Origin of the sequence: Brevundimonas sp. Bb-A (assembly GCF_009394735.1) — a bacterium.
Lineage (GTDB): Bacteria > Pseudomonadota > Alphaproteobacteria > Caulobacterales > Caulobacteraceae > Brevundimonas > Brevundimonas aurantiaca.
Window position 1 is genome coordinate 2,620,211 of sequence record NZ_CP045456.1, and the last position, 25,153, is coordinate 2,645,363.

The following is a 25,153-nucleotide window of genomic DNA, read 5'->3' on the forward strand; positions in this document are numbered from 1 at the left end:
CTATCTAGGCCCCATGGACGCCAAGGGCGAGCCTCGGACGCAAGAGCGACGGAACGAAGCGGTTCATACGCGCAACCTCAGCCCGATCTTGCATCCTGTCAAGCGTTCATGTTACACGTTTCATGTAACGCCATGCCCAGCCGCACCCCGCACTCTTCCGCCGCCAACGACCGCATTCGCGCGTGGCGACAGGCGCGCCGGGAAGCGGGCCTCGTCAAGCTGGAGCTCTGGGTGCCGGAGGCCGCGCGCGACGACGTCAAGGCCGCCGTCCGCGCCATCGTCACGGACTCCACCCGCGGCCCGGAGCTTGCCGGGCGCCGCCGGATCCCCACTTCCGATTCCTTCACCCCTGGAGACGACCATCAGATGGACGCCGTGATCGAAACCCCCTGGACCGTGCCCGCCATCAAGGCGGCGCTGGACCAGTCCCCCCTGGTGCGCGAGGGCGAAATGACCCTGCGCGTGCTGGAGGGGGCGGACCCCGTACTGCTGGCCACCATGCATGAATATGGCGACCTGCCGGTCTATCTCAGCGTCGGGGGCGCCCAGATCGTCTGTTCGGTCCTGCTGTGGCCGGTGTCGGAACAGACCGATCGCCATGCCTTCAACGAGTTTCTCCTGAAGGCCCAGCGGGTGGTGCCCCTGTCGAACTTCGCCATCACCAACGTCGGCGGCGAGGACGTGTATGAGTTGATGGGCGAGCTGTCGTGCAAGACGACGCTCCAGACCATACTGATCGAACTGCGCACCCTGGCCGAGAATGCGATCGACGCCACCGAACTGCGCGAAACCTTCGGCGCCGAAGCCGCCTGATCCGAAAGACCCGACCATGTCCATGCTCAGAAAACTCTCCGCCCTGTTCCGCGGCACGGCCCATGATGCGGCCCAGGGCGTCGTCGACGCCAACGCCCTGAAGATTCTCGATCAGGAAATCCGCGACGCCGACAACGCCCAGGGCAAGGCGCGCGACGACCTGGCCGGCCTGGTGGCGCGTCGCCGCATGGCCGAAAACGAGATGGCCAGCTTCCGCGACCAGATCGCCAAGTACGAAAGCTCGGCCCGCACCGCCCTGGCTCAAGGCAAGACCGATCTGGCCCGCGAGGTCGCCGCCCGCATCGCCGAGCTGGAGGTCGAGATCAACAGCCGCAGCCCGTTGATCGAGGACATGAAGACGGCCGAGACGCGTCTGCGCACCGCCATCGCCGCCACCGACCAGAAGATCGAGACGCTCCGTCGCGAGATCGACATCGTCAAGGTCAATGACTCGGTCCAGCGGGCCCAGACCTCGGTCGCCCTGAACTCGGCCGGCGCCCACTCGCGCATCGGCTCGGCGGCGGACAGTCTGCAACGGATCAAGCAGCGCCAGGCCATCCAGGAAGAAAAGCTGAACGCCAGCCAGGCCCTGGAAGATCGCCGCACCGGCGCTGATCTGGACGCCAAGCTGCGCGAGGCCGGCATCCTGCCCGGTCATTCGTCGGCCGACGACGTTTTGGCCCGCCTCAGCCAGCCGGAAGTGACCGTGGTCACGCCCCGCATCGGCCAATCCGCCCCAGGCGTGGCCACGCCCGACAAGGACCCGGCCTGATCCATGGAGCGTCTGCGCTTCGATCCCCGCCCCGACTGGGAAGCCACGGCCGAGCGCCTGGGCTTCACCTGGCGCCACATCAACGGCGAAATCTACTGGGACGAGACGGCGGCCTACGCCTTCTCCATGGAGGAGGTCGAGGACGGGATCGAGGCGCCGACCGCCGAACTGCACGGCCTCTGCCTGGAGCTGGTGAAGGAGGCCGTCCAGTCCGAGCGGCTGATGGAGCAGTTGGATATCCCCGAACCCATGCGGGACTATGTGGCCGCCAGCTGGACGCGCGGGGATCCGTCCCTCTACGGCCGCTTCGACTTCGCCTATGACGGCCGGGGACCGGCCAAGCTGTACGAATACAACGCCGACACCCCGACCAGCGTCTATGAGACGGCGGCGTTCCAGTGGCTGTGGCTGGAGGATCAGATCCGGGCCGGCGTCCTGCCCGCCGAGGCCGACCAGTTTAACAGCCTGCACGAAAAACTGGTCGCCCGCTTCCGCGCCATCTTCCCGAACGGCGGCTTCGTCCATTTCTCGTCGGACGCCGATTTCGTGGAGGATCGCCAGACGGTGCGCTTCCTCGAAGACCTGGCCCAGCAGGCCGGGCTTGAGCCCCAGTTCGTCGCCATCGACCAGATCGGCCTGAACGCCGACGGCCGTTTCGTCGACCATGAGAACTGGATCATCCAGGCTATGTTCAAGCTGTATCCCTGGGAGCAGATGCTGCGCGACGACTACGCCGCCCCCCTGCCGACCGCCGACGTCAGGGTGCTTGAACCCGCCTGGAAGAGCATTCTGTCCAACAAGGCGATCCTGCCCCTGCTGTGGGAACGCCACAAAGGCCATCCCAATCTGCTGGAGGCCTATTTCGAGGGCGGTCCGGCGCAGGCTGCTCTCGGGGACTCCTACGTCCGCAAGCCGCTGTTTTCCCGCGAGGGCGCCAATGTCGAACTGATCGACCAGGGCGTCAGCGCGGAGACGGTCGTGGACGGCGGCTACGGCCAGGGCCGTTTCATCCGTCAGGCCCTGCACGACACGCCCCGGTTCGACGACGCCCACGTCATCGTCGGCTCCTGGGTCGTCGGCGACGAACCGGCGGGCATGAGCCTGCGCGAGGATGTGGGCCGGATCACCCGCGACACCTCACGCTTTGTCCCGCACTTCATCCGTGACTGAGGCTCAACCGGAAACAGCGATCGGCTCGCACCACTCTCAGACCCACGCCTGGATGGCAGCTGCTGATGATCGAAGCTGAAAAGAGCCGAGCCAAACGACTGAAGGCGGCGACGCAGGGCGTGCATCAGGGCCTGGACGACGCCGTCATGGCCGCTCACCCCTTCGAAAGTCGCGCGCGATATGCGGAGTTTCTGCGAATTCAGCAGCTGTTCCACCGCGACGTGGCGGCCCTCTATCAGAACGAGGCTCTGACGGCCCTGATCCCGGATCTGGCGGCGCGGCGAAGGTACGACGCGGTGATCGCAGACCTTGCCGACCTGGAGGCCGAACCTGGCGTCGAGTCTGACAACCCCGTGTTTGAGGATCAGATCGCCGACATTCCCACGGCGCTGGGCTGGCTCTATGTGGCGGAGGGATCGAACCTGGGCGCGGCGTTCTTGCTGAAGGCGGCGGCCGGCCTGGGCTTGTCAGAGGCGTTCGGCGCCCGGCATCTGGCCGCCTCGCCGGACGGTCGCGCCAACCACTGGCGCAGCTTCACCGCCGCCCTGGACGCGGCGGAGATGACGCAGGCTCAAGAGGCTCGGGCGACGGCCGGCGCCGCGGCCGCCTTCGCCCGCGTGCGCGCCCTGGTGGAGGCGCATTTCGGACCGGATCGGTCGGCGGCGGCCTGAACCCCGCCGACCGTCTCCGCCTTATTGCGGCGCGACCCGCCAGACGGTGTTCGACAGATCGTCGGCGATCAGCAGGATGCGACGTTGAGGGTCGAAGGTGACGCCGACCGGCCGTCCCCTCGCCTTGCCGTCCTTGATGAAGCCCGTAGCGAAATCGACGGGCTGGCCCGCCGGACGACCGGCGTTGAACGGCGCCCAGATCACCTTGTAGCCGGACAGGTCCTGACGGTTCCAACTGCCGTGCTCGCCGATGAAGGCGCCCTGGCTGAAGGCGCCGCCGAAACCACCGTTGGTGGTGAAGCTCAGGCCCAGGGCCGCGACATGGGATCCCAGGGCGTAGTCGGGCTTGACCGCCTCGGCCACCTTGTCCGGCCGCTGCGGATGGGCGCGCGGATCGACGTTCTGCCCCCAATAGCTGTAGGGCCAGCCGTAGAAGGCGCCGGGCCGCACGGAGGTCAGATAGTCGGGAGCCAGTTGCGGGCCCAACTCGTCGCGCTCATTGACCACGGCCCAGAGAGCGCTGGTGGTCGGCTCGATCGCCAGGGCCGTCGGATTGCGAATGCCGCTGGCGAGTATCCGGTGGGTGCCGGTCTGCCGGTCGATCGCCCAGACCACGGCGCGATCCTGCTCCACCGCCATGCCGCGCTCGCCGACATTGCTGTTGGATCCGATGCCGACGTAAAGGGTCTGGCCGTCGGCGCTGGAGGTCAGGGACTTGGTCCAATGGTGGTTGATGGCCGAGGGAAGCTCGGTCAGGACCGCGCCGGGCGCTGTGATCCGCGTCTGTCCAGGCTCATAGGGAAAGCGCAGCAAGGCGCCCTGCTCGGCGACGTAGAGGGCGCCGTCGACGAAGGCCAGGCCATAGGGCGCATCCAGATTGTCGATGAAGGTCGTGCGCAGTTCGGCCTGTCCGTCTCCGTCGGCGTCGCGCAGCAGGGTGATCCGATCCCCGCCCTTCACGCTGCTCTTGCCCTTGGCCTTGATGAGGCCGGCGATGACGTCCTTGGGACGCAGCTTGGGCGCATGGCCGCCCGACCCTTCCGCCACCAGAATGTCCCCGTTCGGCAGAACAAGAATCTGGCGCGGAATCTTCAGGTCGGTCGCCAGGGGCGTGATGGCGAAGCCGGCGGGCACGGCGGGCCGGTCGCCGTTCCAGCCCACGGGCTCGGCGATCTTCATCGGTGGAATCAGGGTCTGGTTTTGGGCCGGTAGATCGGGATTGGGACCGGTCTGTCTGAGGTTGGGATCGCTGCGGCTGCAAGCCGTCAGGGCCAGGAGCACGGCGGTCGCGCCGAGAAGGTGTCTGATCATCGTGCAATTCCCCGAACCGGCGCGGCGCTATAGGCGAACCACCCTGCGACAAGGACGAAGAGGGTGGACAGGATGGACAGAGTCAGGCCCAGGGCCCCGACCGAGCTCCATGCGTCCTGGCTGTGCTTGAAGGCGTTGATCAGGCCGCAGAGCCAAGCCAAGGCCAAGGCGACGACATAAGTCAGGGTTGCCAGCCGCTGAGGGGTGCGCCAGGCCAGAACCAGTTGGACGATCGCCCACAGTCCTGCGACGCCGCCGAAAACCAGGGCGCCGACAATCAGCCAGGCCGAAAAATTCGACCACTGCATCTCGGCGGTCCGCAGATAGGCGATGTCGCTGATCAGGGCCGAGGTGAACAGGGCGATCGGAAAACACAGCAGTATGGCGTGGAGTGGATTATGGGCGGGGCGCTCCGACCCTGTGGCGGCGATCATCGACCTTCAATCTCCTCGTCCAGCCTTCGTCTGTCCGAGCCCAATCCTCCGTCGAGGAATTTGGTTTCATCAGATCATCGAGGGAGCGCGGCCCTGGGCGGAAAGGCTGTCGCCGCCGCCATCATCTCCGCTACACAATCCGAGATTAAGCCGCGCTCGGTCCGCGACGCTTCGTCGCTGAAGACAAGGCCGTCTTCCCCGAACGTCGCGCCGCGCACTCGACAGCTCATCCTCGAGACTTCATTGAAACCTATGTCTCAAGTCCAAGCGCCCGGCCGGGCCGCCGACGCCCTTCAGATCATCGAGGCCGCCATCGCCCAGGCGGCGGCCAACGGGCTCGACAGCCTCACGATGCGCGACCTCGCCCACGCTGTCGGCAAGAGCACGACGGTCATCGTCAACCTCTTCGGATCGAAGGCCGGGCTGATCCAGGCGGTGGGAGAAGAGGCGCTGCGGCAGGACGCGGCCTTTCACGCCGCCTTCTTCGCCCCCGTCGCCGGCCTGCCGCCCAGCCGAGACGCCCTTCTGGCCTTGTTGCGGCACTATCTGCGCCTGCGCGCCTCCGACAGCGCCGGTTTCGCGCGGATCTGGGAGGCGCTGTTGATCGACGGAGACGCCTGCGCCGAGCGTCGCGATCTCATTCGGCGCTGGGCCGCGATGCGGGAGACGGCGTGGGCCGACTATCTGGCGGCTGATCCCCGGCTGGTCGATTTCGCCTCCATCATCGTGGCCTGGACCACGATGGAGCAGTTCTACGCCGGAGCCCTGGGCGAACGCGCAGACTATGAGGTGATCGCGTCCGAAGGTCTGGGCGGCCTCGTCGACCGCGCCTTCGGCGAGACTGAAAGGCCGGCGACCGCGACCCTCTGGCACAGGGAAACCCTGATCATACCCCAGGCGCCGGCAGCCGGACTGGAGCCGGACTCCATGAAGCTGAAGCTTCTGCATATCGCGGCGGATCAGATACTGGAGCGGGGTCTGGGCGCCCTGACCAACCGGTCCGTGAGCGCCGTGGCGGGGACCTCAACCTCGACCATCGCCTATCACTGGCCCGACATGCGCCGCTTCGTCCTGGATGCGGTCTGGCACAGCGTCTTCCGTGACATGCCGCTGTATCTGGCCGGTCAACGTCCAGAAGGCGACCCGGCGTCGGCGGACCTGGAGCGTTGGGCGCGGCTCATGGCGCCGACAGTCGCCATCACGCCCCAGGCAGAGGGCTTCTACGTCCGATACGCCAGGCTGATCGCGGGCGTGTGCATGGAGGCGCGGCGCGACCCCGCGCTGCGTGACCTGGCCATGTTGCTGCGCGGTCCCGAAGGCGGAGGCACCTATTACAATCAGGCCGGCGTCTGGCCGGCCGACTTCGATCTCAATCGGCTGGCGGCGACGCGGTTCGCCCTCTGGATCAAGGCCGCCGCCCTGACCGCTCGGGCGACCGGAGAGCCCCTCGACGAGGCGGCGCTCAAGACGGCCGCAACCCGGCTGGTTGCGCGTCGCACGTGACAGAACACACGTTATCGTCGTGCACGCCCAGCCCTGACGAGGGCTGACAAGAACAGTTCTAACAAGCTTCATAAAAGCATTGCGCGCGCAATCTAATGCCGCATCGTTGTCGAACAGTTGTTTTTCCACGCGACGATGCGGCCGGACTTCTCCCCAGGGTCAGGGCCCGCTTCGATCAGGAGGCGACCAAACGGCTGTTCGACGACCTTCAGCAACACATCGACACGCGAGGGTGGGGGCCCCGCGCGTCGCCCGATGGATGGTCAACATGCAACGTCTTCTTCTCGGCGCCTCGGTCGCCGTCCTCACGGCGGCGGCCCTGCCCGCCTCCGCCCAAACCCAAACCGCCTCTCAAACGGCCTCGGTCGATGACGTCATCGTCACGGCCCAGCGTCGCTCCGAATCGTCGCAGAAGGTCGCCGTGGCCCTGACCGTGGTGTCCGGCGAAACGCTGGACGACCGCAACATCCAGACCGTGAACGATCTGGAAAACACCGTGCCCAGCCTGGAGGTGGACAGCCAGCTGGGCGGCGGCCAGCCCCAGTTCCGCATCCGCGGCGTCGGCCTGACCGACTACGCCGCCAACAACACCTCGACCGTCGGCATCTATGTGGACGAAGTCGCCTATCCTTACGGCGTGATGACCCAAGGGCTGCTGTACGACATCGCCCGTATCGAGGTGCTGCGTGGCCCACAGGGCACGCTTTACGGCCGCAACACGACGGGCGGCGCGGTCAGCGTCATCACCAACGCCCCGACCGACCATGTCGCCGCAGGTCTGAACCTGAGCTACGGCAGCTATGACGCGGCCAAGATGGAAGCCTATGTCTCCGGCCCCGTCGTCGATACCCTGACCGCCCGCCTTTCGGTCGCGGCTGAATCGGGCGGGGCCTGGCAGTATAATCGCGACACCGGCGAGAGCCTGGGCGACAAGGACACCAAGGCCGCGCGCCTGCGCCTGACCTGGCGTCCCTCGGCCCAGACCGACGTCGATCTGAACCTGCACTACAGCCGCGACGAGTCCGACGGGCGGGGCCTGCGTCTGATCACCACCCCCTTCACCGCCGGCGGCGGGCGGGTCTATCCGATCGACACCGATCACCGCATCACCGGCTGGGGCATCTCGCCCTATTTCGCTCAGTTGATCGGCGCCTCGCCCAACGCCAAGCCCTTCCGGGACAATGAGGGCAAGGGCGTCAGCCTGCGGCTGAACCAGGATCTGAACTGGGCCACCCTGACCGCCATCGCCAGCTATGAGACCTTCGACCGCAAGGAGTTCAACGACTGGGACGCCACCGCGTCGAATGAGGCGGGCACCTTCTTCTTCAACGACATCGACACCTCGTCCCAGGAGGTCCGCCTGGCCTCGCCGGCCGGCGGTCGGATCCAATGGCTGGCCGGCGTTTATCACGCCAATGAATCCGTGGACGGCGGCTTCTATTCGGACTTCTCCGAAGCCAAGAGCCTGGCCTTCTGGATGAGCACCACCTACGGCCAGAAGGTCGAGACCACCGGCGTATTCGGCAATGTGGACTATCGCCTGACCGACCGCCTGACCCTGGTCGGCGGCCTGCGCTATGAGGATGAAACCCGCGAACTGAACAACTTCAAGACCGAGGTCCTGGCCCCCACCCCGTCCGTCCGGGCCACCACCTCCAAGTCGCAAGAGATGGGCGAGTGGACCGGCAAACTGGGCGTCGAATACACCCTTAGCGACGACATACTGACCTACGCCAATGTTTCGCGTGGCGTGAAGTCGGGCGGTTTCACCACTTACAACAGCGGCCTGCCGGACCAGTTGGAACCCTTCAAGTTCGAGGAGCTGATCGCCTATGAGACCGGGCTGAAGTCCAGCTTCTTCCAGCGCAAGCTTCAGTTCAACGCCGCCGCCTTCTACTACGACTATCGCGATCAGCAGCTGCAGGGCATCCTCTACACCCGCACGGGCCGCGTGGGCCGTATGATCAACGTGCCCAAGTCCCACATCCAGGGCGCAGAGATCGAGGCCGTCTGGCGTCCCCTCCCCAATCTGACCGTCACCCAGGCCCTCGCCTACAAGTACGGCGAATACGACGAGTTCTTCTTCGTCAACGCCACCGCCACCGAGGCGGCGCGCGACAAGGTGACGGGCGAGTACAACACCATCGTCTACAGCGACCGGGCCGGCGAACGTCTGCCCTTCCCCAAATGGGACTACAAGGGTTCGATCGCCTATGACTGGCGGATGGGCGACTGGGGCGTGGAGGCCCAGACCAACTACGCCTTCCGTGACGAGAAGTTCAGCACCTCGGCCAACTCGATCATCGACTCCTTCTGGCTGGTCAACGCCGGCCTGACGGTGCGGCCGATGGACGGGAACTACGCCCTGGGCGTCTATGTGAACAATCTGACGGACGACTATTCCGAGGAGTCGCGCAACCGCTTCATCTCGGCCTCGACCGGTTCGCCGAACCCGCCCCGCACCTGGGGCGTGCGCCTGAGCTATCGGTACTGACGCCTTGCGGGCTTCGGTCGGTCGGCCGAAGCCCGCCCTTCTTCGTTGGGAGAGACACGCCTTGCAATTCCCCTGGAAACGTCTGGGCGGGACCGCCGCCGCCCTCGCCGCCTTAACCGCCTTGACCGCCGGAGCCGTCATGGCCGAACCGGCGCCGCAGCGGTTCACCATCGCCGTCATTCCCGACACTCAGAACTACGTCGACTTCACCCATCAGCGTGCGGAGGGCTTCGCCTTCGACGCCCGCGACCTGATGGATCAGCAGCTTCAATTCATCGCTGACAACGCCGTGTCGCGCGGCGGCGACATCGTCTTCGCGACCGCCGTGGGCGATGTCTGGCAGCACCCGATCATCGACATCGACCCGGACCATGCGGCCCGGGGCTTCCGCCCTCGCCCAGCGCCGGCAGGCGCGGGCGTCGCGGCCTGGGCGGACGGCGTGCGGAATGTCGAAATCCCGGCGGCCATCGCCGCCTACGACCGGATCGACGGCGTCCTGCCCTTCTCTGTCGTGTCAGGCAACCACGACTATGACGGCCAATGGTGGGACGAGCAGTGGCCCCAGGATCTGACGGTGCCGCCGGGCGACCTGCGTCGTCTGGGCATGATCCACATCGGCGGCCTGACCGCCTTCACCCAGGCCTTCGGCGCGACCTCGAAATATTTCAAGGACCGGCCCTGGTATGTGGCCTCTCATGACGACGGCGCCGACAGCGCCCAGGTCTTCGAGGCGGGCGGTTATCGCTTCCTGCACATCGGCCTGCAGATGGCGCCGTCCGACGCCAGCCTGAAATGGGCGGAGACGGTCATCCACGCCCATCCCGGCCTGCCGACCCTGATCACCACCCACGACTTCATCGACAAGACCGGCCAGCGCCGCGCCCATCCGGTCGTCGATCTGAACGCCCTCGACCCCTTCGACAACAGCGCCCAGGGGGTGTGGGACAAGCTGATCAGCCGCAATCCGCAGATCTTCATGGTCCTGAGCGGCCATCATAACGGCCAGGCCTTCCGCACCGACCTGAATCGACAGGGCGGCGCCGTCTATCAGCTTCTGTCCGACTATCAGGACCGCAATCAGACGGCGCTCGACGCCGGCCTGGCGCCGGGCCGCGCGCCGGGGATCGGCGACGGCTGGCTGCGGCTGATGATCTTCGACATGGGCGGCGATGTCCCGACCGTGCGAGTCCGCACCTATTCGACCTACTATGGGGTCTATGCGTCCGACCAGGCCGAATACGCCCGTCGCTACAAGCCCAATGAACAGCCCCAAATGACGGACGACGCCTTCGTCGCCGCCGACGACTTCGTCATCCGCCTGGAAGATTTCCGCACCCGCTTCGGCCCCGGCGCCGACGAGGCCGGGCGATGATCGGCCTGAACGATCCACTGTCGCGCCGCGCCCTGATCGGGGGGCTGGTCGCCGCGCCGGTCGTCCTCCGGTTCGGCCGGGCCCAGGCGGGCGCCGCCGATCTGTTCCCCCTGGGCGTCGCCAGCGGCGACCCTTGGCCGGACGGCTTCGTCCTGTGGACCCGCCTGGCCGCCGATCCCATAGCGCCGGACGGCATGGGCGGGCTGGGCGATCCGATGGAGGTTCTTTGGGAGGTCGCCGCCGACGAAGGTTTCAAGCGCATCGTCGCTGCGGGCCGGACCACGGCCCAGCCCGCCGAGGCCCATTCGGTCCATGTCGAGGTCCAGGGCCTGCTTCCCGGCCGCCCCTATTGGTACCGTTTCACCGCCGCCGGTCAGCGCAGCCCCGTCGGCCTGGCGCGCACGGCGCCGGCGCCCCACGCCGAGGTGGATCGGCTGAAACTGGCCGTGGCCTCCTGTTCGAACTGGGAGGTCGGCTATTTCAGCGCCTATGGCCATATGGCCGACGAGGCGCCGGACCTGACCCTGTTCCTCGGCGACTATATCTATGAATACACCCGCACCGGCGCGCGAGCGGCCAATGTGGTGCGACACTACGGCTTTGAGGACGCCACCACCCTGGCCGGCTATCGCAACCGCTACGCCCTGCACCGCACCGATCCGGACCTTCAACGTCTTCACGCCGCCGCTCCCTGTCTGGTGACCTGGGACGACCATGAGGTGCTGAACAACTATTCCGGCGTCTGGCCCGACGAGGGCGGGCGGCCCGACGACTTCCTGCGCCGCCGCGCCGCCGGCTATCAGGCCTTCTATGAAGCCATGCCGATCCGTCGCACGCGGCTTGACCGCCGCCTTCAGATGCCGATCCACAAACGGGTCCGCTACGGCCGTTTGGCCGAGTTCTTCATGCTGGACGGACGCCAGTATCGGTCGCGCGGGGCCTGCGTCGACGAAGGCGGGGCCAAGGGGCAGATCGTCCCCGACAGCCTGTGCCTGGACCGCATCGACCCGTCGCGCACCTTCCTGGGTTTCGAACAGGAACGCTGGCTGTACGACGGTCTCGGGGGCGGCGACGCGCGCTGGACCATCCTGGGCCAGGACCTGGTCATGGCCGGGCTCCGGTTCGAAAACCCCAATGGCGAGACCCGCTACTGGACCGACACCTGGGACGGCTTCCCCGCCGCCCGCGACCGGATGACCCAGGCCCTGCATCAGCTGAAGCCGCGCAATCCCGTGGTTCTGTCCGGCGACTATCACTCCTTCTGGACCAATGACGTCCTGCTGGACAGCCGCGACGAGACCTCGCCGGTGGTGGCGACCGAGTTCGTGGGCACCTCCATCACCTCCGGCGGCCCGCCCTATGAGGGGCTGATGGCGGCCATGCCGGCCAATCCGCACATCCGCTTCTTCGAAAGCCGCGTGCGCGGCTATATGGCGATGGACATCACTCCGGAGCGGATGATCACCCGCTATCAGGCGATCAGCGACGTGCGCGATCCCAAGGCGTCGGTCTCCACCCTGAAGCGCTGGGTCGTCGAGGACGGCCGCCCCGGGGCCCAGCCGGCCTGATCCCGTCCAGAGTTGATTTCATGATTCGAATCCTGTCCCTGCGCGGCCGCGCCGTCGCGGCGGCCCTGGCGCTCGCCCCGTTGATCGCGCTGGCCGGATGCGCCTCCAGCCCCTCTCCCGCCCCGACCTTCTGGACCGGCTTCCGCGATCACCCGAAGGGTTATCTGACCGCAGGCGCGGCCCCTGACGCCTCTCGTTTCCTGCCGCCCCCGCCGGAGGCGGGGTCGCTGCGCGATCAGGATGACGTCGACCGGTACCGCGCCACCCGCGCCTTGAAGGACACGCCCCGCTGGTATCAGGCCCGCGCCGACAATGAGATCGAGACGCCGACCGCCCCGCGCGTCTTTGACGAAGCCCTGGGCATCCGGTTCGACCCCACGCGCATGCCGACCGTGACCCGGCTCCTGGGCCGGATGCTGGGGGATCTGGAGACCATCCAGACCCCCGCCAAACGCGGCTTCTTCCGCCCTCGCCCCTTCGTCGCGGAACCGGCCGAAACCTGTTTCCCGCCCGAGCCCTGGCTGGCTAACAGCGGCTCCTACCCCTCCGGCCACGCCGCACTGGGCTGGGCCTGGGCCCTGATCCTGGCCGAAATGGCGCCGGACCGCGCCGACGCCGTCCTGGCCCGCGGCCTGGCCTATGGCGACAGCCGAATGATCTGCGGCGTCCACTACGCCAGCGACGTCGAGGCCGGCCGCCTGGTCGGCGCCGCCCTAGTCGCCGTCCTGAAGGCGAATCCCGCCTTCCAGGCCGACTTCAGCATAGCCCGCGATGAACTGGAGACGGCGCGTCTAGAAGCGGCGCGTTGACGGACTGGACGCAGGCGAACAGCTCCGGGGCGAGCTTCCGTTTCACTCATGCTTCCAAGGAGGTGGCGGAGACGGAGGGATTCGAACCCTCGGTACCCCTTACGGGGTACGACGATTTAGCAAACCGTTGCCTTCAGCCACTCGGCCACGTCTCCAGCGAAGGGCTCGATAGCGGAGCCTGATGCGTCGTGCAATCCGCTTCGCGCGAAACGACGATGTTAACGTCACATAGAGGGCCGAGCGTGCAGGGTGGCGGCTGTACGACGCCACGGATATCCATGCCTGACTGCGCCTCCTCTCTCGCCGCGACCGCCGCCGCGACGCCGCCGGGCGACGCGGGCGAGGCGCGCGCCCAGCGGGGTCCGTTCCGGCCCGAGGTCTGGCTGAACGCGCGCCGTCGCTCCAGCGTGCGCCTGGCCGCCCACTGGTTTCGGGCCCTCGACGTGACGGTCGCCGTCGGCCTGGCGGCGCTCGTCCTGTGGGCGCTGGAGTCGATCGATCTGCGAACCCTGCCGGTCGGCGCTGTCCTGCCCCTCGCCGTCGGAGTGACGGCGGTTCTGGCCCTGCTGCGGGGCCTGGACCTGTATCGATTCGAGCCGGAGCGGTCGCCCCTGGTCCATCTGGCGGCGGTGCTCGCGGCCCTGGCCCTGGCGATCGCGGCCGCCGTGACTGTTGGCTGGGCGCTGCAAGGCGACGGCCTGGGTCCGGTCATCCCCTGGGGCCTGACGGCGGCGGCGGCCCTGACCGGTCTGCACGGTCTGTGGCTGATCCTGGTCGGGCGTTGGCGCCGCCAGGGCGCCCTGTCGCCCAACATCGTCATCGTGGGAGCCACCCGAAACGCCCAGGCCCTGATCGAACGCGCGCTGGAGCGGCGGGACCTGAACGTCCTGGGCGTGTTCGACGATCGGCTGGCGCGTTCGCCCAGCCGGCTGGCCGGAGTGCCCGTGCTGGGCCGGGCCGACGCCCTGCTGAGCCACCGGATGCTGCCCTATGTCGATCATATCGTACTGGCCATCGACCCTGAGGCCGGGCCGCGCGGGCGCGACTTGGCCCGTCGGCTGGAGACTCTCCCCACGCCCTTGGCCATCCTGGTCGATTCCGAAGCCGGCCGCGACGATGCGCTGAAGCGGCTGGCCGGGGGCCGCCTGGCGCCGCTCGGCAGCACGCCCAGCGACGAGCGCCGGGCCTTCGTCAAACGGCTTCAGGATCTGGTGATCGGCGGCGTGGCCCTGATCGCCTCGGCGCCTCTGATGATGCTGATCGCCCTGGCGGTGCGTCTGGACAGTCCTGGGCCGATCTTCTTCCGCCAGCGGCGACACGGCTTCAACCAGGAGACCATAGTGGTGTGGAAGTTCCGCTCGATGCGCCATGCCGCCGCCGACCCCACCGCAAGCCGCCAGGTGGCCGCCGACGACGACCGCGTCACCCGCGTCGGCCGCTTCATCCGCGCCACCAGCCTGGATGAGCTGCCCCAAATCTTCAACGTCCTGTCCGGCGAAATGTCTCTGGTCGGTCCCCGGCCCCACGCCATCGGCATGAAGACCGGCGAGACCGAATCCGCCCTTCTCGTGGCCGAATACGCCCATCGTCACCGCATCAAGCCCGGCATTACCGGCTGGGCCGCCGTCAAGGGCTCGCGCGGCCCAGTTCACACCGAGGCCGAGGTGCGCCGCAGGGTCGAGCTGGACATCGACTATATCCAGCGCCAGTCCTTCTGGCTGGACCTGTGGATTCTCCTGATCACCGTGCCCGTTCTGCTGGGCGACCGGACCGCCGTCAGGTGAGCGAGAAACGCATGTTCTGGCGCGGCGTCTGGGGCTATCTGCCGGCCCAGATCGTTCAGGGCGTGGTCGGCTTCCTGACCATCGTCGTCTTCACCCGCCTGCTCAGCCCCGAGGATTTCGGCCGCTACGCCCTGGCCTTTTCTGTCATCAGTTTGGCCCATACCGTCAGCTTCAGCTGGCTGGAGGCGGCCATGGCCCGCTTCTGGGCGGCCGAGCGCACGCCGGGCGGCCTGGCGACCCATTTCGCCAGCCTGTACCGCACATCCTTCGCCGTCATCGCCGTCTTCACGCCCGTCGCCGCCCTCGTCGTCTGGCTTCTGCCCCTAAGCCCGGCCTTCAAACTGGCCCTGGCCTTCGGCTTGGCCGGAGCGCCCATCCGCAACCTGGCCAAGCTGGCGCAGGAGCGGTATCGCGCGGCCGGCGAGGTGTCCAAGGCCGCAACCGTCGACATGGCCGTCGCCGTCCTGGGCTTTCTGGTCGGGGCCGGGTTCGCCCTGGCCGGCGCGGGCGCCGCTTCTCCCATGCTGGGGCTGATGATCGCCCCCCTGTTCGCCCTGCCCTTCATCCTGCCGGGCGAGCTGCGCCAGTCGGCTGGCGGAACCGTGGATCGCGCGCGGCTGAAGGCCTACGCCGCCTACGGCTATCCCATCGCCGCGTCGCTGACCCTGGCCCTGCTCCTGGCCTCGACCGACCGGTTCCTGTTGGCGGCCTTCCTGGATGCGGCGGCGGTCGGCGCCTATCACGCCAGCTACAGTCTGGCGAACCGCACCCTGGATGTGATGTTCATCTGGCTGGGCGCGGCAGGCGCGCCGGCCATGGTCATGGCGCTGGAGCGCGGCGGCCGCGAGGCCCTGCGCCAGACGGCGCTGGAACAGGGTTCGACCCTGATCCTGATCGGACTGCCCGCCGCCGTCGGCCTGGCCCTGGTGGCCCGCCCCCTGGCCGAGCTGATGATCGGCCCCGAGCTGCGCGTCGCCGCGACCCTCGTCACGCCATGGATCGCGGCCTCGGCCTTTCTGTCCGGCCTGATCGCCTATTATTTCGGTTTCGGCTTCACCCTGGGCAAGAAGACCGGCCTGCTGCTGGTCACCATGGCCGTCCCCGCCGTCGCCAACATCGGGCTGAACCTGATCCTGATCCCTCGTCTCGGCGTGCTGGGCGCCGCCGTCGCCACGGCCCTCAGCTTCGCCATAGGCCTGGTCGCCTGTCTGCTGATCAGCCGCCGCGCCATCGCCCTGCCCATTCCGTGGGAGGCCCTGATCCGTTGCGGCCTGGCCTCGACCGGCATGGCCCTGGTGGTCTGGCGCCTTCCGCCGCTGGGCGGTTTCATCGAACTGATGCTGGACGCGAGCGTCGGCGGACTGGTCTATGCGGCCCTGGCGCTGACGCTGAACGCCGCAGGGGTGCGCGACGTGCTGAACCGACTGATCAAGGCCCGACGGAGCGCGACGACATGAGCGGCTCCCGCGCCGATATCCACGACAACTCCGGCTGGGTCGGCGCCCGGCCCGAACTGTCTGTGCTGATCCCCTTCCTGGGCGACGATCCGGAGCCCCTGCTGCGCCGGCTGGATACGGAAGGCGCCGCCATCGCCGGCCGGGTCGAACTGATCCTGCTGGACGACGGCACGGGCGACGCCGCTCTGACCGCCCGGCTGAAGGCGACGCTGGACGCCCTGGCCCTGCCCGCCCGCCTCGTCACCTTGTCCGCCAATGAAGGCCGGGCGCGGGGGCGCAACCGGCTGACCATCGCCGCCCGCGCCGGCTCCTGGCTGTTCCTCGACAGCGACATGAAGCCCGACAGCCCGCGCTTTCTCCAGACCTGGATCGAGCTGATCGCGCGCGACGACCCGGCCGTGGCCTTCGGCGGCTTTTCGCTGAAACAGGCGCCGCGCGACCGTCGCTTCGCCGTCCACCGCTCCCTGTCCAGCGCCAGCGAGTGCGTTCGCGCCGCCGAGCGCGCCAGAACGCCCGAGAAATACGTCTACACCTCCAATCTTTTGGTGCGTCGCGACGTCTTCGCCGTCGAATCCTTTGACCCCGGCTTCACCGGCTGGGGGTGGGAGGACGTCGAATGGGCCATGCGGGTCGCCCGCCGGTTCCAGGTGGTCCACATCGACAATCCCGCCACCCATATGGGCCTGGACACTGTGCCGGACCTGGCGCGCAAGTTCGACCAGGGCGCCGCCAACTTCGCCCGCGTCGTCGCCCTGCACCCCGAGATCGTCCAGACCTACCCCAGCTACAAGGCCGCCCGCGCCCTGAAACGCCTGCCGTCCCTGCCCCTGATCCGCCGCATGGCCAGGGGCGCGGCCCTGTCGCCTCTGTTGCCGACCCGCACCCGCGCCTTCGCCCTGCGCCTGTACCGGGCGGCCGTCTATGCGGACGCGATCTGATGCGGGACGTCGCCGTCCTCATCCCCACCCTGCGCCGCCCCGCCATGCTGGAGCGCGCCCTGCGCTCGGTCTTCGCCCAGGTCGGGTCGCTGGACCGGATCGCCGCCGTGGTCGTCGCCGACAATGATCCCGACGGTTCGGCCTCGGCGGTGGTGGAGCGGCTGCGAGCCGAGGCGCCGGTTCCCTTGATCTACGCCCACGCCCCCGTCCCCGGCGTCGCCACCGCCCGCAATGTCGGTCTGGCCGCCACCGACGCCCCCCTGATCGCCTTTCTCGACGACGACGAGGCCGCCTCCCCCGGCTGGCTGGCCGCCCTGTTGCAGGCCCAGGCCCAGACCGGCGCCGACGTCCTGTTCGGCCCGATCCGGGGCCGCGTACCCCAGGGCACGGGCTGGACCACCGCCTATCTGGAGCGCTTCTTCGGCCGCGACGGCCCGACCCAGACCGGCCTGACGGACCAGATCCACGGCTGCGGCAACAGTCTGATGGTCCGCGCCACGGCCCTGCCCGGCGACGCCCCTTTCGACACGGCCATGAACGAGACCGGCGGCGAGGACGACCGCCTCTTCACCGCCCTGCAGGCGCGCGGCGGCCGCTTCGGCTGGGCCGCCGACGCCTGGGTGGACGAGTTCGCCCCCCCCGACCGCGCCACCCTGAACTACGCCCTGCTGCGCGCCTTCGCCTATGGCCAGAGCCCCAGCCAGATGGCCGCCGCCCGCCGCGACTGGCCCGACGTCGCCCGCTGGATGCTGATCGGCGCCGCCCAAACCGCCGTCTGGGGCCTCGCCTCCCTGATCCTCGCCCTGCTCCGCCGCCCCGCCCGCGCCGAGACCCTGGACCGCATGGCGCGCGGCCTGGGCAAGGTCTTCTGGACAAAAGGGTTCGAGCCAAAGCTCTACGGCGCGGCCATGCTTCGCAAAGCCGCTTAGCCCGCCAGCCGGGACAGGAATTTTGGCGGCTTATAGGTCGAACGGTTCATGACCACCCCGGCGATACGACCGCCGACAGCCTCGATCTCGTCGCGCAGGATCACCGGCGCGCTCGCGCTCGCCCCGCCCGCCGCGACCACCAGAACCGTCATGTCGACGAAGGGCGCCAGGATGATCGCCATGTCGTTGCGGTCCGCCGCCGGGCTGTCGATGACGATGGTGTCGGCGTGCGGCCTCAGGGCGTCCCAGTAGCGCGGCTCTCCCACCGCCTCGATGCGGTGCCCCGAGCGCAGGGCCTCCATGTGAAACCGCGTCGTCCACAGCCGTCCGCCCAGGCAGGGCCGCGCGGTCAGCAGGCGCGCCGGCGGAACCGGCTTGCCGTCCCGCCCCGTCGGCGCCGGCGTGACCGCGAAGAAGCTGGAGCCATCGGGCGAGGCCTGGGCCGGCTTGCCCAGCTGCCCGAACCGGTCCGGTTCGGCGGCGATAGCTTCAAGCTGCCCTTGCTGCGCCAGATCGCCGTCCACCAACCAGACCGGCTTTCGCGCCCGCACGGCGGCCAGCCGGGCGTATTCGCGCGTGACCGTCGAGACGCCTTCGCCGGTCGTGGCGGCGGCGAACTGGATCACCCGGGCGCGATGCGCCGGGGCCGGCCCCAGCGCCGCCCACAGACCGGCCATTTCGGACGTCAGATCGACCATCGAATCGCTACGCGCGCTCCACCACGCGCCACAGTATCATGGCCGCCCGCCCAAGCCCCACCGACCTAGTGCGCCTTGGCGGGGGCGACCGCCAGGACCGGCACGTCCAGAGTACGGCGCACCGAGTCGGGCGTCGAAAATCCCCGCCGCGTGAAAATCCTCAGCAGGCCGATGCACAGGGCGGTGAAGGCGGCGAACAGGAAAACGGCGGCCAGGGCCGGCGCCTTCAGGCTCTTGCCGGTCGCCGGCGGCTGGGCCCGCTCGATGACGGTGACGTTGTCGGCGCCGGCCGCCACCAGGGCGTTGTCCGCTCGGCTCTGGCTTTCGCGCTGCTGGAACTCGCGGATATTGGCGGTCAGGACCTCGCGATTGCCCGCCAGGGTCGCATTCTCGGACTCCAGAGCCGTCAGCCGCGCCTGCCGCGACCGGATGTCCGAGAGCTGCCGATCCAGCGCCGCCAACCGGGCCGCCAGGGCGTCACGGTCGGCCTGGGTGTTGATTCGGGTCGTCTCCAGCTCGGTCCAGACCGGGTTGGGTCCGGTACGAACCTCCTTAGGCCCGACCGCCGTCCCGCTGGCGACATAGGCTTGCAGTTGGGCGATCCGCGCCTCGATGTCCTTCACCGGCTGGGCGTCGGGTTGATAGCGCGACAGCAGCTGCTGACGTTCTGTGCGCAGTTGCAGCACCTGATCCTGGGCCGAGATATTCAGATCCTGCTGCAGGGCGACCTCGGCCGGCGTATTGGCCTGCTGCGCCACCAAGGTGCTCAGCCTCTGGCTGGTCTGGTTCAACTGGCTCTGCGTCGCCATCCGGTCGGCGAAGGTCGTCTGATAGGTCGCGGCCAAGGTGGCCTTTGCGGCGGCGAAGTCGCCGATGTCGTTCGACGTCAGAAACTGCTCATAGGCCCGGTCCGCAGCGTTCAGATCCTCTTCAAACGCAAGGCGCTGGCTGGCGATGGCCGGGGTCTTGTCCTGAAAGACTTCGCGACGATAGGCCAGATACTGATCGATCACGCTGTTCAGGATGCGAGCCGCCTGCTGAGGATCATCCGCCTTGTAGCTGACGCGGATGACCGCGCTGCCCGGCGCCGTCGCGACGTGCAGGCTGGAGCCCAGCACCTTGCTGGCCGCCGCCTTCGACTTTTCCGGCGCGCCCTTGGGCGCCCTGCCCAAAATGACCTGGGGGCCCAAGGCGTCGATGACGCGCTGGCGCACCTGGCCCGAACTGAGGATGGCCGCTTCGGAGTTCGCCACCTCGTCGCCCTGCGGCGCCTGCCCCCGTTCGGCCGTGCCCACACGGGGTTGATAGACATATTCCTGGCCGACGCCTGCGAAGACGGCGCCCTGGGCCGTATAGGTCTTCTTCAAGGTGAAGACGGCGGCGGCTCCCAAGGCGAAGATCAGCAGGAAGACGACGACCATCAAGAGCAGTTCGCGGAACAGCAGTCCGACGACGTCCAGCACGCCGTAGCGCGGTCGGGTCGTGACATAGGCCGTCGAACGCATGGCGAGCGAATCCAGGAAACTCTTGATCGACGCCACCTTTCGCTGACCGGCGTTAACCATCGGTTACCCATAAGGGGCGAGGCTGTGATCCATCCTCTTTCCCGGCGGACCAACCGATTCCATGACGTCAGATCGCCGACTGTTCCTGCTGGCCCTCGGATCGGCCGCCGCCACCCTGGCGGCATGCGGCGGCGGGGCTGCGGGCCGAATGCCCCGCCCCAGCGACCGCGCGCAAAGGATCCAGCCTTCCAGCCGCGGGGATTTTCCCAACATCCCCTTCGCCGACTGGACCGACGAAGAGCCAGAATATCTGCTTTATCCCGGCGATGAGATCGAGGTGGCCCTGCCCACCGCCGCCGAACTGACGCGAACGCTGAAGGTCGGACCGGACGGCCGCGTCGCCCTGCCCCTGATCGGTCAGGTCATGGCGGCGGATCGGAGTCTCTCTGAGCTGGAACAGGCGGTGTCTGCGGCCTATGGGTCGCAACTGCTGCGCCCGACGGTGGAGGTGACCCTGCGCCAGGCCGGGCCCATTCGGGTCTGGGTGGATGGCGAGGTCCGCACGCCGGGGGTGATCGAAATGGTCGGAGACCTGGACGCGCACCAGGCCGTCATTCAGGCAGGCGGCCTGCTGCCCACAGGCAAGGCGGAACGGGCGGCCCTGATCCGGCGCGGCCCTGGCGGTGCGCGCATGATGCGGGTGATCGATCTGCGTCCCCGGCGGGGCGAGGTCGTCGCCCTGAGGCGCGGCGACATCATCTTCGTGCCGCGTTCGACCCTTGGCGAACTCGCCGCCTTCTTCACCCAGGTGCGCTCGGCCATGCCGATCGGCTTCAGCTATTCGATCAACGGCTCGAACGGCGCGGGTTACGCCAGCTTCTGAGGCGTAACCGTCTCTGCGGTCAGGCGACCAGACGAACCACGCCGGTGTCGATGTAACGGCGCGCCGCCTTCTGGGCCTCGGCGATCTCTTCGCGATCCATCTCCTGGCTCATCTCGCGGCGGTAAACGCGCGCCTCGATCGAACCCTTCATGGCCGCCAGGTTGAAGATCATGTGGGCCGAGACCCGGTCCATCGGACAGCCGCCCGATCCGGCCGAATACATCATGCCCAGCTTGAACAGCTCGTCGCCCGACATGTCGGCAGTCGGCAGGGGCAGTTCATCCGTCTGCGCGCCGGCCGCCAGGTCGTGCGCCATTTCTTGCGCTTGCATCACCACATCTCCTGAACGAACGCCCTTCTGGGTCCGTCTCTGATGACGCATCAAATACCGCTGGTTTGAAGTTAAAGTTAACGCCGAAAGCTCGTGCAGAACTTTTCAGTAAAGCGAGAATGAATACTCCAGGTTCGATTCATAAATCCGAAATCGTTCGGAAACCTGTCGTTTACGCGGTGCGCGCCCGCTGGCCGAAGAGGATAGCCCGCGCCGCTTCGGCCGCCTTTCCAGACCCGCCGGCGTTTCCGCGCCGGTCTTCCAGCACCGCCCTGCCCGCCCTGACAGCCGGCCGGGCGCCGACCCGCTCAAGCCACGCCGCCAGACGGGGGAACTCGGCCAGATCCTGACCTTGGAGACTGGGCAGTATCCAGGGCCAGGCGGCCATGTCGGCGATGGAATAGTCTCCGGCCAGATAGTCCCGATCCCGCAGGCGGCGGTCCATGACGCCATAGAGACGATGGGTCTCGTTCGTATAGCGCCGGACGCCGTAGGCGATCTGGCGCTGATCCTTGATCATGGCCGGAGCATACTGGCGGAAATGGTGGGTCTGTCCGGCCATCGGCCCGAGGCCGCCGACCTGCCAGAACAGCCATTGATCGACCTCTACCCGCGCCCGCATGTCGGTCGGATAGAAGAGGCCCGACTTGTTTCCCAGGTACTGGAGGATGGCGCCGGATTCGAAAATCGAGATCGGCGCGCCGCCGGGCCCGTCCGGATCGACGATGGCCGGCATCCGACCGTTGGGGCTGATCGCCTGGAAGGCCGGCTCGAACTGTTCGCCGACGCCGATGTTCACCGGCCTGACCTCATAGGCCAGGCCCATCTCCTCCAGCGCGATGGAGACCTTCCACCCATTGGGGGTGGGCCAGTACCAGAGCTGGATCGGCGCGTTCATTAGACGATCTCCATTGAGCCTTGCGGACATCTGGGTCGGCGGCCTCGCCTGCGCAACGTACGCTCGATTAATCCTGACACGGTCATTCAGGAGGCGTTCAGACGCAAAGCCGGACTTTGACGTCATTAACGGGTGCTTTCGTCCTCTCGGCGGAAGGCCCAGATTGGAGCACGCTGATGAAACGCCTCACCAAGGCCGCCGTCGTCGCCCTCGCCCTCTCCGCTACCGCCGTTCCGATGATGGCCCAGGCGCAGAGCCGCGACGACCGGCGCGAATATCGCCAAGACCGCCGGGACGACCGCCGCGACTATCGCAACGAACGCCGCGACGATCGACGTGACTGGCGTCAGGGCGAATACCGGGATCGCCAGGAATACCGCCACGATCGCCGCGATGACCGCCGCGATTATCGCGTCGAACGCCGGGATGATCGTCGCGACTGGCGTAACGACCGCTGGGACCGCAACAATCGCGACTGGTGGCGAGGTCGGTCCGAGTTCCGCGGCTACAACGGGCCTCGGTCGGGCTACTGGTACGCCCCCAGCTACGGCTACTACCGCGTCGAGCCGCGCCACTACGGCTATCGGTGGCGGACCGGCGCCTATCTGCCGCCCCAGTATCGGACCTACTATGTTCGCGACCCCTATTTCTACGGCCTGCGTCCGGCGCCGCACGGCTATCGCTACGTCCATGCCGGCAGCGACATTCTGCTGGTCGCCGTCGCGACGGGTCTGATCGCCAGCGTCCTTTCGAACGTCTATTGATCCGACACGGGCCTGAAGACGCCGTCCGAATGAAGAAGGCCCGGAGAGCGATCTCCGGGCCTTTTTCAGAGGTTTCGTCAAACGGGGGCGGGGCCGGGAGGTCAAAGCCCCAGCTTGGCCTTCAGTATGTCGTTGACGGCGGCCGGATTGGCCTTGCCGCCCGTGGCCTTCATGACTTGGCCGACGAACCAGCCGAGGGCCTGTGGCTTCTCGGCGACGGCGGCGGCCTTGTCCGGATTGGCGGCGATGATCTCGTCGATCGCCTTCTCGATGGCGCCGGTGTCGGTCACCTGCTTCAGGCCGTGCTTCTCCACCACCTCGGCCGGCGAGCCTTCGCCGTTCCAGACGTGGTCGAACACCTCCTTGGCGATCTTGGAGGAGATGACGTTGGTCTCGATCAGTTCGACCAGCTGGGCCACATGGGCGGCCGGCAGCGGGTTCTCGCTGAAGTCCTTGCCGTCGGCGGCCAGACGCGCCGACACCTCGTTCGTCACCCAGTTGGCGACCAGCTTGGCGTCGCGACCCTGAGCGGCGGCCTCGAAATAGTCGGCCTTGGCCTGTTCCGAGATCAGCACGATGGCGTCGTACTGGGACAGGCCGTACTGGCTCATCAGACGTTTGCGCTTGTCGTCCGGCAGTTCGGGCAGAGACGCCTTGATCTCGGCGATCCAGGCCTCTTCCAGGTCCAGCGGCAGCAGGTCGGGGTCGGGGAAGTAGCGGTAGTCCTGCGCCTCTTCCTTGGAGCGCATCGACCGCGTTTCGCCCTTCACCGGATCGAACAGGCGGGTTTCCTGAATGATCGAACCGCCGTCCTCGAGGATCTCGATCTGGCGGCGCGCCTCGTACTGGATCGCCTGGGAGATGAAGCGGAACGAGTTGACGTTCTTGATCTCGCAGCGCGTGCCCAGGAAGCTGAAGTCGCCCGTGGCCTTGAACTTCTCATAGTTGCCGGCGCGGCAGACCGAGACGTTCACGTCGGCGCGGAGGTTGCCCTTCTCCATGTCGCCGTCGCAGGTGCCTAGATAGACCAGGATGGTCCGGATCTTCTTGACGTAGGCGACCGCCTCTTCCGGCGTGCGCAGGTCAGGCCGCGAGACGATCTCCATCAGGGCCGTGCCGGCCCGGTTCAGGTCGACATAGCTCTCGGTCGGCGACAGGTCGTGGATCAGCTTGCCCGCATCCTGCTCAAGGTGCAGCCGCTCGATGCCGACGTTGAAGAAGCTGCCGTCCTCGGCCTCCACCTCGACCACGCCTTCGCCGACGATGGGGTAATAGAGCTGGCTGATCTGATAGCCCGTCGGCAGGTCGGGGTAGAAGTAGTTCTTGCGGTCGAACTGGCTGCGCTTGTTGATCTGCGCACGCAGGCCCAGACCGGTCTTCACCGCCTGTTCGACGCAGTGCTTGTTCAGGGTCGGCAGCATGCCGGGGAAGCCGGCGTCCACCAGCGAGACCTGTTCGTTCGGCCCCGCGCCGAAGCCGACGGCGGCGCCGGAGAAGAGCTTGGCCTTGGAGGCCACCTGGGCGTGGATCTCCAGCCCCATGACGATTTCCCAATCGCCGGTGCGGCCCTTGATGGTTTTCGGGTTCGGAACAGTGTCGGTCATGGGGTCGTCCTAGCGCCCTAGGCGGCGGCGAGAAAGAGGCTGTCTTGAGGGTGTCGCGAAATCGCGCTCAACTTCGGTCGCCTCAATGGAGAATCCCATGTCCAAGACCCTGTTCGCCGCCGCTGCGGCCTCCCTGCTGCTGATCGGCGCCGCCTCGGCGCAGACCGCGCCGGCTCCGGCCCCGGCCCAAGACCATGCTCATGCCGAGCATCACGCCCATCCGACCATCGACAGCCCGATCGAGGCCCTGGTGAACGATCCGGCGACCAAGGCCGTGCTGGAAAAGCACCTGCCCGGCATGGACAAGCATCCCGCCTACGGCCAGTTCAAGGGCATGACCCTGCGCCAGGTCGCCCCCTACTCCCAGGGAGCCATCACCGACGAGAAGATCGCGGCCATTGACGCCGACCTGAAGGCGCTGCCGGAAGCCTGAAGACATCAGGGG

General features: G+C 67.6%; 23 protein-coding genes and 1 tRNA gene. 16 read left to right on the forward strand and 8 right to left on the reverse strand.

Annotated features, from left to right (window positions below):
• Positions 1-108 precede the first annotated feature (108 nt).
• The 4 genes from BSP_RS12890 to BSP_RS12905 all read left to right on the forward strand — a co-directional run bounded on the left by BSP_RS12890 (position 109) and on the right by BSP_RS12905 (position 3,426).
• Positions 109-813, forward strand: coding sequence for a YjfI family protein (locus BSP_RS12890; protein ID WP_325100314.1), 705 nt, complete (start codon positions 109-111; stop codon positions 811-813).
• 16 nt (positions 814-829) lie between these two features.
• Positions 830-1,585: a PspA/IM30 family protein gene (locus BSP_RS12895; RefSeq protein WP_152950580.1), complete on the forward strand. Its 756-nt coding sequence runs from the start codon at positions 830-832 to the stop codon at positions 1,583-1,585.
• A gap of 3 nt (positions 1,586-1,588) precedes the next feature.
• Positions 1,589-2,755 carry a glutathionylspermidine synthase family protein gene (locus tag BSP_RS12900; RefSeq protein WP_152950581.1) on the forward strand — a complete coding sequence of 389 codons (1,167 nt, stop codon included), beginning with the start codon at positions 1,589-1,591 and terminating at the stop codon, positions 2,753-2,755.
• 65 nt (positions 2,756-2,820) lie between these two features.
• Positions 2,821-3,426 (forward strand): biliverdin-producing heme oxygenase, encoded by a 606-nt coding sequence (locus tag BSP_RS12905; RefSeq protein WP_152950582.1) that lies wholly within the window; start codon positions 2,821-2,823, stop codon positions 3,424-3,426.
• Between the two features lie 21 nt (positions 3,427-3,447).
• On the opposite strand, the gene BSP_RS12910 is transcribed toward BSP_RS12905, so the two are convergent.
• On the reverse strand, positions 3,448-4,737 hold the full coding sequence (locus tag BSP_RS12910; RefSeq protein ID WP_152950583.1) for a sorbosone dehydrogenase family protein: 1,290 nt from the start codon (positions 4,735-4,737) through the stop codon (positions 3,448-3,450).
• Positions 4,734-5,171 (reverse strand): DUF2231 domain-containing protein, encoded by a 438-nt coding sequence (locus BSP_RS12915; protein WP_152950584.1) that lies wholly within the window; start codon positions 5,169-5,171, stop codon positions 4,734-4,736. Before BSP_RS12915 ends, BSP_RS12910 begins: the two co-directional genes overlap by 4 nt.
• 252 nt (positions 5,172-5,423) lie before the next feature.
• On the opposite strand from BSP_RS12915, the gene BSP_RS12920 reads away from it, so the two are divergent.
• The 5 genes from BSP_RS12920 to BSP_RS12940 all read left to right on the forward strand — a co-directional run bounded on the left by BSP_RS12920 (position 5,424) and on the right by BSP_RS12940 (position 12,917).
• On the forward strand, positions 5,424-6,674 hold the full coding sequence (locus tag BSP_RS12920; RefSeq protein ID WP_152950585.1) for a TetR/AcrR family transcriptional regulator: 1,251 nt from the start codon (positions 5,424-5,426) through the stop codon (positions 6,672-6,674).
• Positions 6,675-6,942: 268 nt separating this feature from the next.
• Positions 6,943-9,168, forward strand: coding sequence for a TonB-dependent receptor (locus BSP_RS12925; protein ID WP_152950586.1), 2,226 nt, complete (start codon positions 6,943-6,945; stop codon positions 9,166-9,168).
• Between the two features lie 61 nt (positions 9,169-9,229).
• Positions 9,230-10,540, forward strand: coding sequence for a serine/threonine protein phosphatase (locus tag BSP_RS12930; RefSeq protein ID WP_227975966.1), 1,311 nt, complete (start codon positions 9,230-9,232; stop codon positions 10,538-10,540).
• Complete coding sequence (locus tag BSP_RS12935) at positions 10,537-12,108, forward strand: alkaline phosphatase (protein WP_152950587.1); 1,572 nt, start codon at positions 10,537-10,539, stop codon at positions 12,106-12,108. The genes BSP_RS12930 and BSP_RS12935 overlap by 4 nt, the downstream gene beginning before the upstream one ends.
• A 20-nt stretch (positions 12,109-12,128) precedes the next feature.
• The gene (locus BSP_RS12940; protein WP_152950588.1) at positions 12,129-12,917 is read left to right on the forward strand and encodes a phosphatase PAP2 family protein; all 789 of its coding nucleotides are present in this window, start codon (positions 12,129-12,131) and stop codon (positions 12,915-12,917) included.
• A 63-nt stretch (positions 12,918-12,980) separates the two neighbouring features.
• On the opposite strand, the gene BSP_RS12945 is transcribed toward BSP_RS12940, so the two are convergent.
• Positions 12,981-13,072, reverse strand: a tRNA-Ser gene (locus tag BSP_RS12945).
• 123 nt (positions 13,073-13,195) lie between these two features.
• On the opposite strand from BSP_RS12945, the gene BSP_RS12950 reads away from it, so the two are divergent.
• Genes BSP_RS12950 through BSP_RS12965 form a run of 4 tightly spaced genes read left to right on the forward strand, consistent with a single transcriptional unit; the run spans position 13,196 to position 18,025 of the window.
• Positions 13,196-14,701, forward strand: a complete 1,506-nt coding sequence (locus BSP_RS12950; protein WP_152950589.1) for an exopolysaccharide biosynthesis polyprenyl glycosylphosphotransferase — start codon at positions 13,196-13,198, stop codon at positions 14,699-14,701.
• Complete coding sequence (locus BSP_RS12955; RefSeq protein ID WP_370513360.1) at positions 14,698-16,158, forward strand: lipopolysaccharide biosynthesis protein; 1,461 nt, start codon at positions 14,698-14,700, stop codon at positions 16,156-16,158. The genes BSP_RS12950 and BSP_RS12955 overlap by 4 nt, the downstream gene beginning before the upstream one ends.
• Entirely contained in the window at positions 16,155-17,096 is a 942-nt protein-coding gene (locus BSP_RS12960; protein ID WP_152950590.1) for a glycosyltransferase, read from the forward strand. The genes BSP_RS12955 and BSP_RS12960 overlap by 4 nt, the downstream gene beginning before the upstream one ends.
• The gene (locus BSP_RS12965; RefSeq protein ID WP_152950591.1) at positions 17,096-18,025 is read left to right on the forward strand and encodes a glycosyltransferase; all 930 of its coding nucleotides are present in this window, start codon (positions 17,096-17,098) and stop codon (positions 18,023-18,025) included. The genes BSP_RS12960 and BSP_RS12965 overlap by 1 nt, the downstream gene beginning before the upstream one ends.
• On the opposite strand, the gene BSP_RS12970 is transcribed toward BSP_RS12965, so the two are convergent.
• Together BSP_RS12970 and BSP_RS12975 are read right to left on the reverse strand one after the other, a co-directional pair.
• A complete protein-coding gene (locus BSP_RS12970; RefSeq protein ID WP_152950592.1) occupies positions 18,022-18,723 on the reverse strand; it encodes a hfsB in 702 nt (233 codons plus the stop codon). The two genes, BSP_RS12965 and BSP_RS12970, sit on opposite strands and share 4 nt — an antisense overlap.
• Positions 18,724-18,788: 65 nt before the next feature.
• Positions 18,789-20,228 carry a Wzz/FepE/Etk N-terminal domain-containing protein gene (locus tag BSP_RS12975; protein WP_054766986.1) on the reverse strand — a complete coding sequence of 480 codons (1,440 nt, stop codon included), beginning with the start codon at positions 20,226-20,228 and terminating at the stop codon, positions 18,789-18,791.
• Between the two features lie 121 nt (positions 20,229-20,349).
• Here BSP_RS12975 and BSP_RS12980 point away from each other — a divergent pair, with 121 nt between their 5' ends.
• The gene (locus BSP_RS12980; RefSeq protein ID WP_152950593.1) at positions 20,350-21,111 is read left to right on the forward strand and encodes a polysaccharide biosynthesis/export family protein; all 762 of its coding nucleotides are present in this window, start codon (positions 20,350-20,352) and stop codon (positions 21,109-21,111) included.
• Positions 21,112-21,130: 19 nt separating this feature from the next.
• On the opposite strand, the gene BSP_RS12985 is transcribed toward BSP_RS12980, so the two are convergent.
• Both BSP_RS12985 and BSP_RS12990 read right to left on the reverse strand, forming a co-directional pair.
• On the reverse strand, positions 21,131-21,442 hold the full coding sequence (locus BSP_RS12985; RefSeq protein WP_152950594.1) for a sel1 repeat family protein: 312 nt from the start codon (positions 21,440-21,442) through the stop codon (positions 21,131-21,133).
• Between the two features lie 172 nt (positions 21,443-21,614).
• Complete coding sequence (locus BSP_RS12990; RefSeq protein ID WP_152950595.1) at positions 21,615-22,340, reverse strand: glutathione S-transferase N-terminal domain-containing protein; 726 nt, start codon at positions 22,338-22,340, stop codon at positions 21,615-21,617.
• Positions 22,341-22,516: 176 nt separating this feature from the next.
• Between BSP_RS12990 and BSP_RS12995 the strand changes: the two genes are divergently transcribed.
• Positions 22,517-23,104 (forward strand): RcnB family protein, encoded by a 588-nt coding sequence (locus BSP_RS12995; RefSeq protein ID WP_054766105.1) that lies wholly within the window; start codon positions 22,517-22,519, stop codon positions 23,102-23,104.
• Positions 23,105-23,205: 101 nt separating this feature from the next.
• On the opposite strand, the gene gatB is transcribed toward BSP_RS12995, so the two are convergent.
• Positions 23,206-24,708, reverse strand: coding sequence for an Asp-tRNA(Asn)/Glu-tRNA(Gln) amidotransferase subunit GatB (gene gatB / locus BSP_RS13000; protein ID WP_054766106.1), 1,503 nt, complete (start codon positions 24,706-24,708; stop codon positions 23,206-23,208).
• Between the two features lie 97 nt (positions 24,709-24,805).
• On the opposite strand from gatB, the gene BSP_RS13005 reads away from it, so the two are divergent.
• Positions 24,806-25,141 (forward strand): hypothetical protein, encoded by a 336-nt coding sequence (locus tag BSP_RS13005; protein ID WP_227975967.1) that lies wholly within the window; start codon positions 24,806-24,808, stop codon positions 25,139-25,141.
• Positions 25,142-25,153 lie beyond the last annotated feature (12 nt).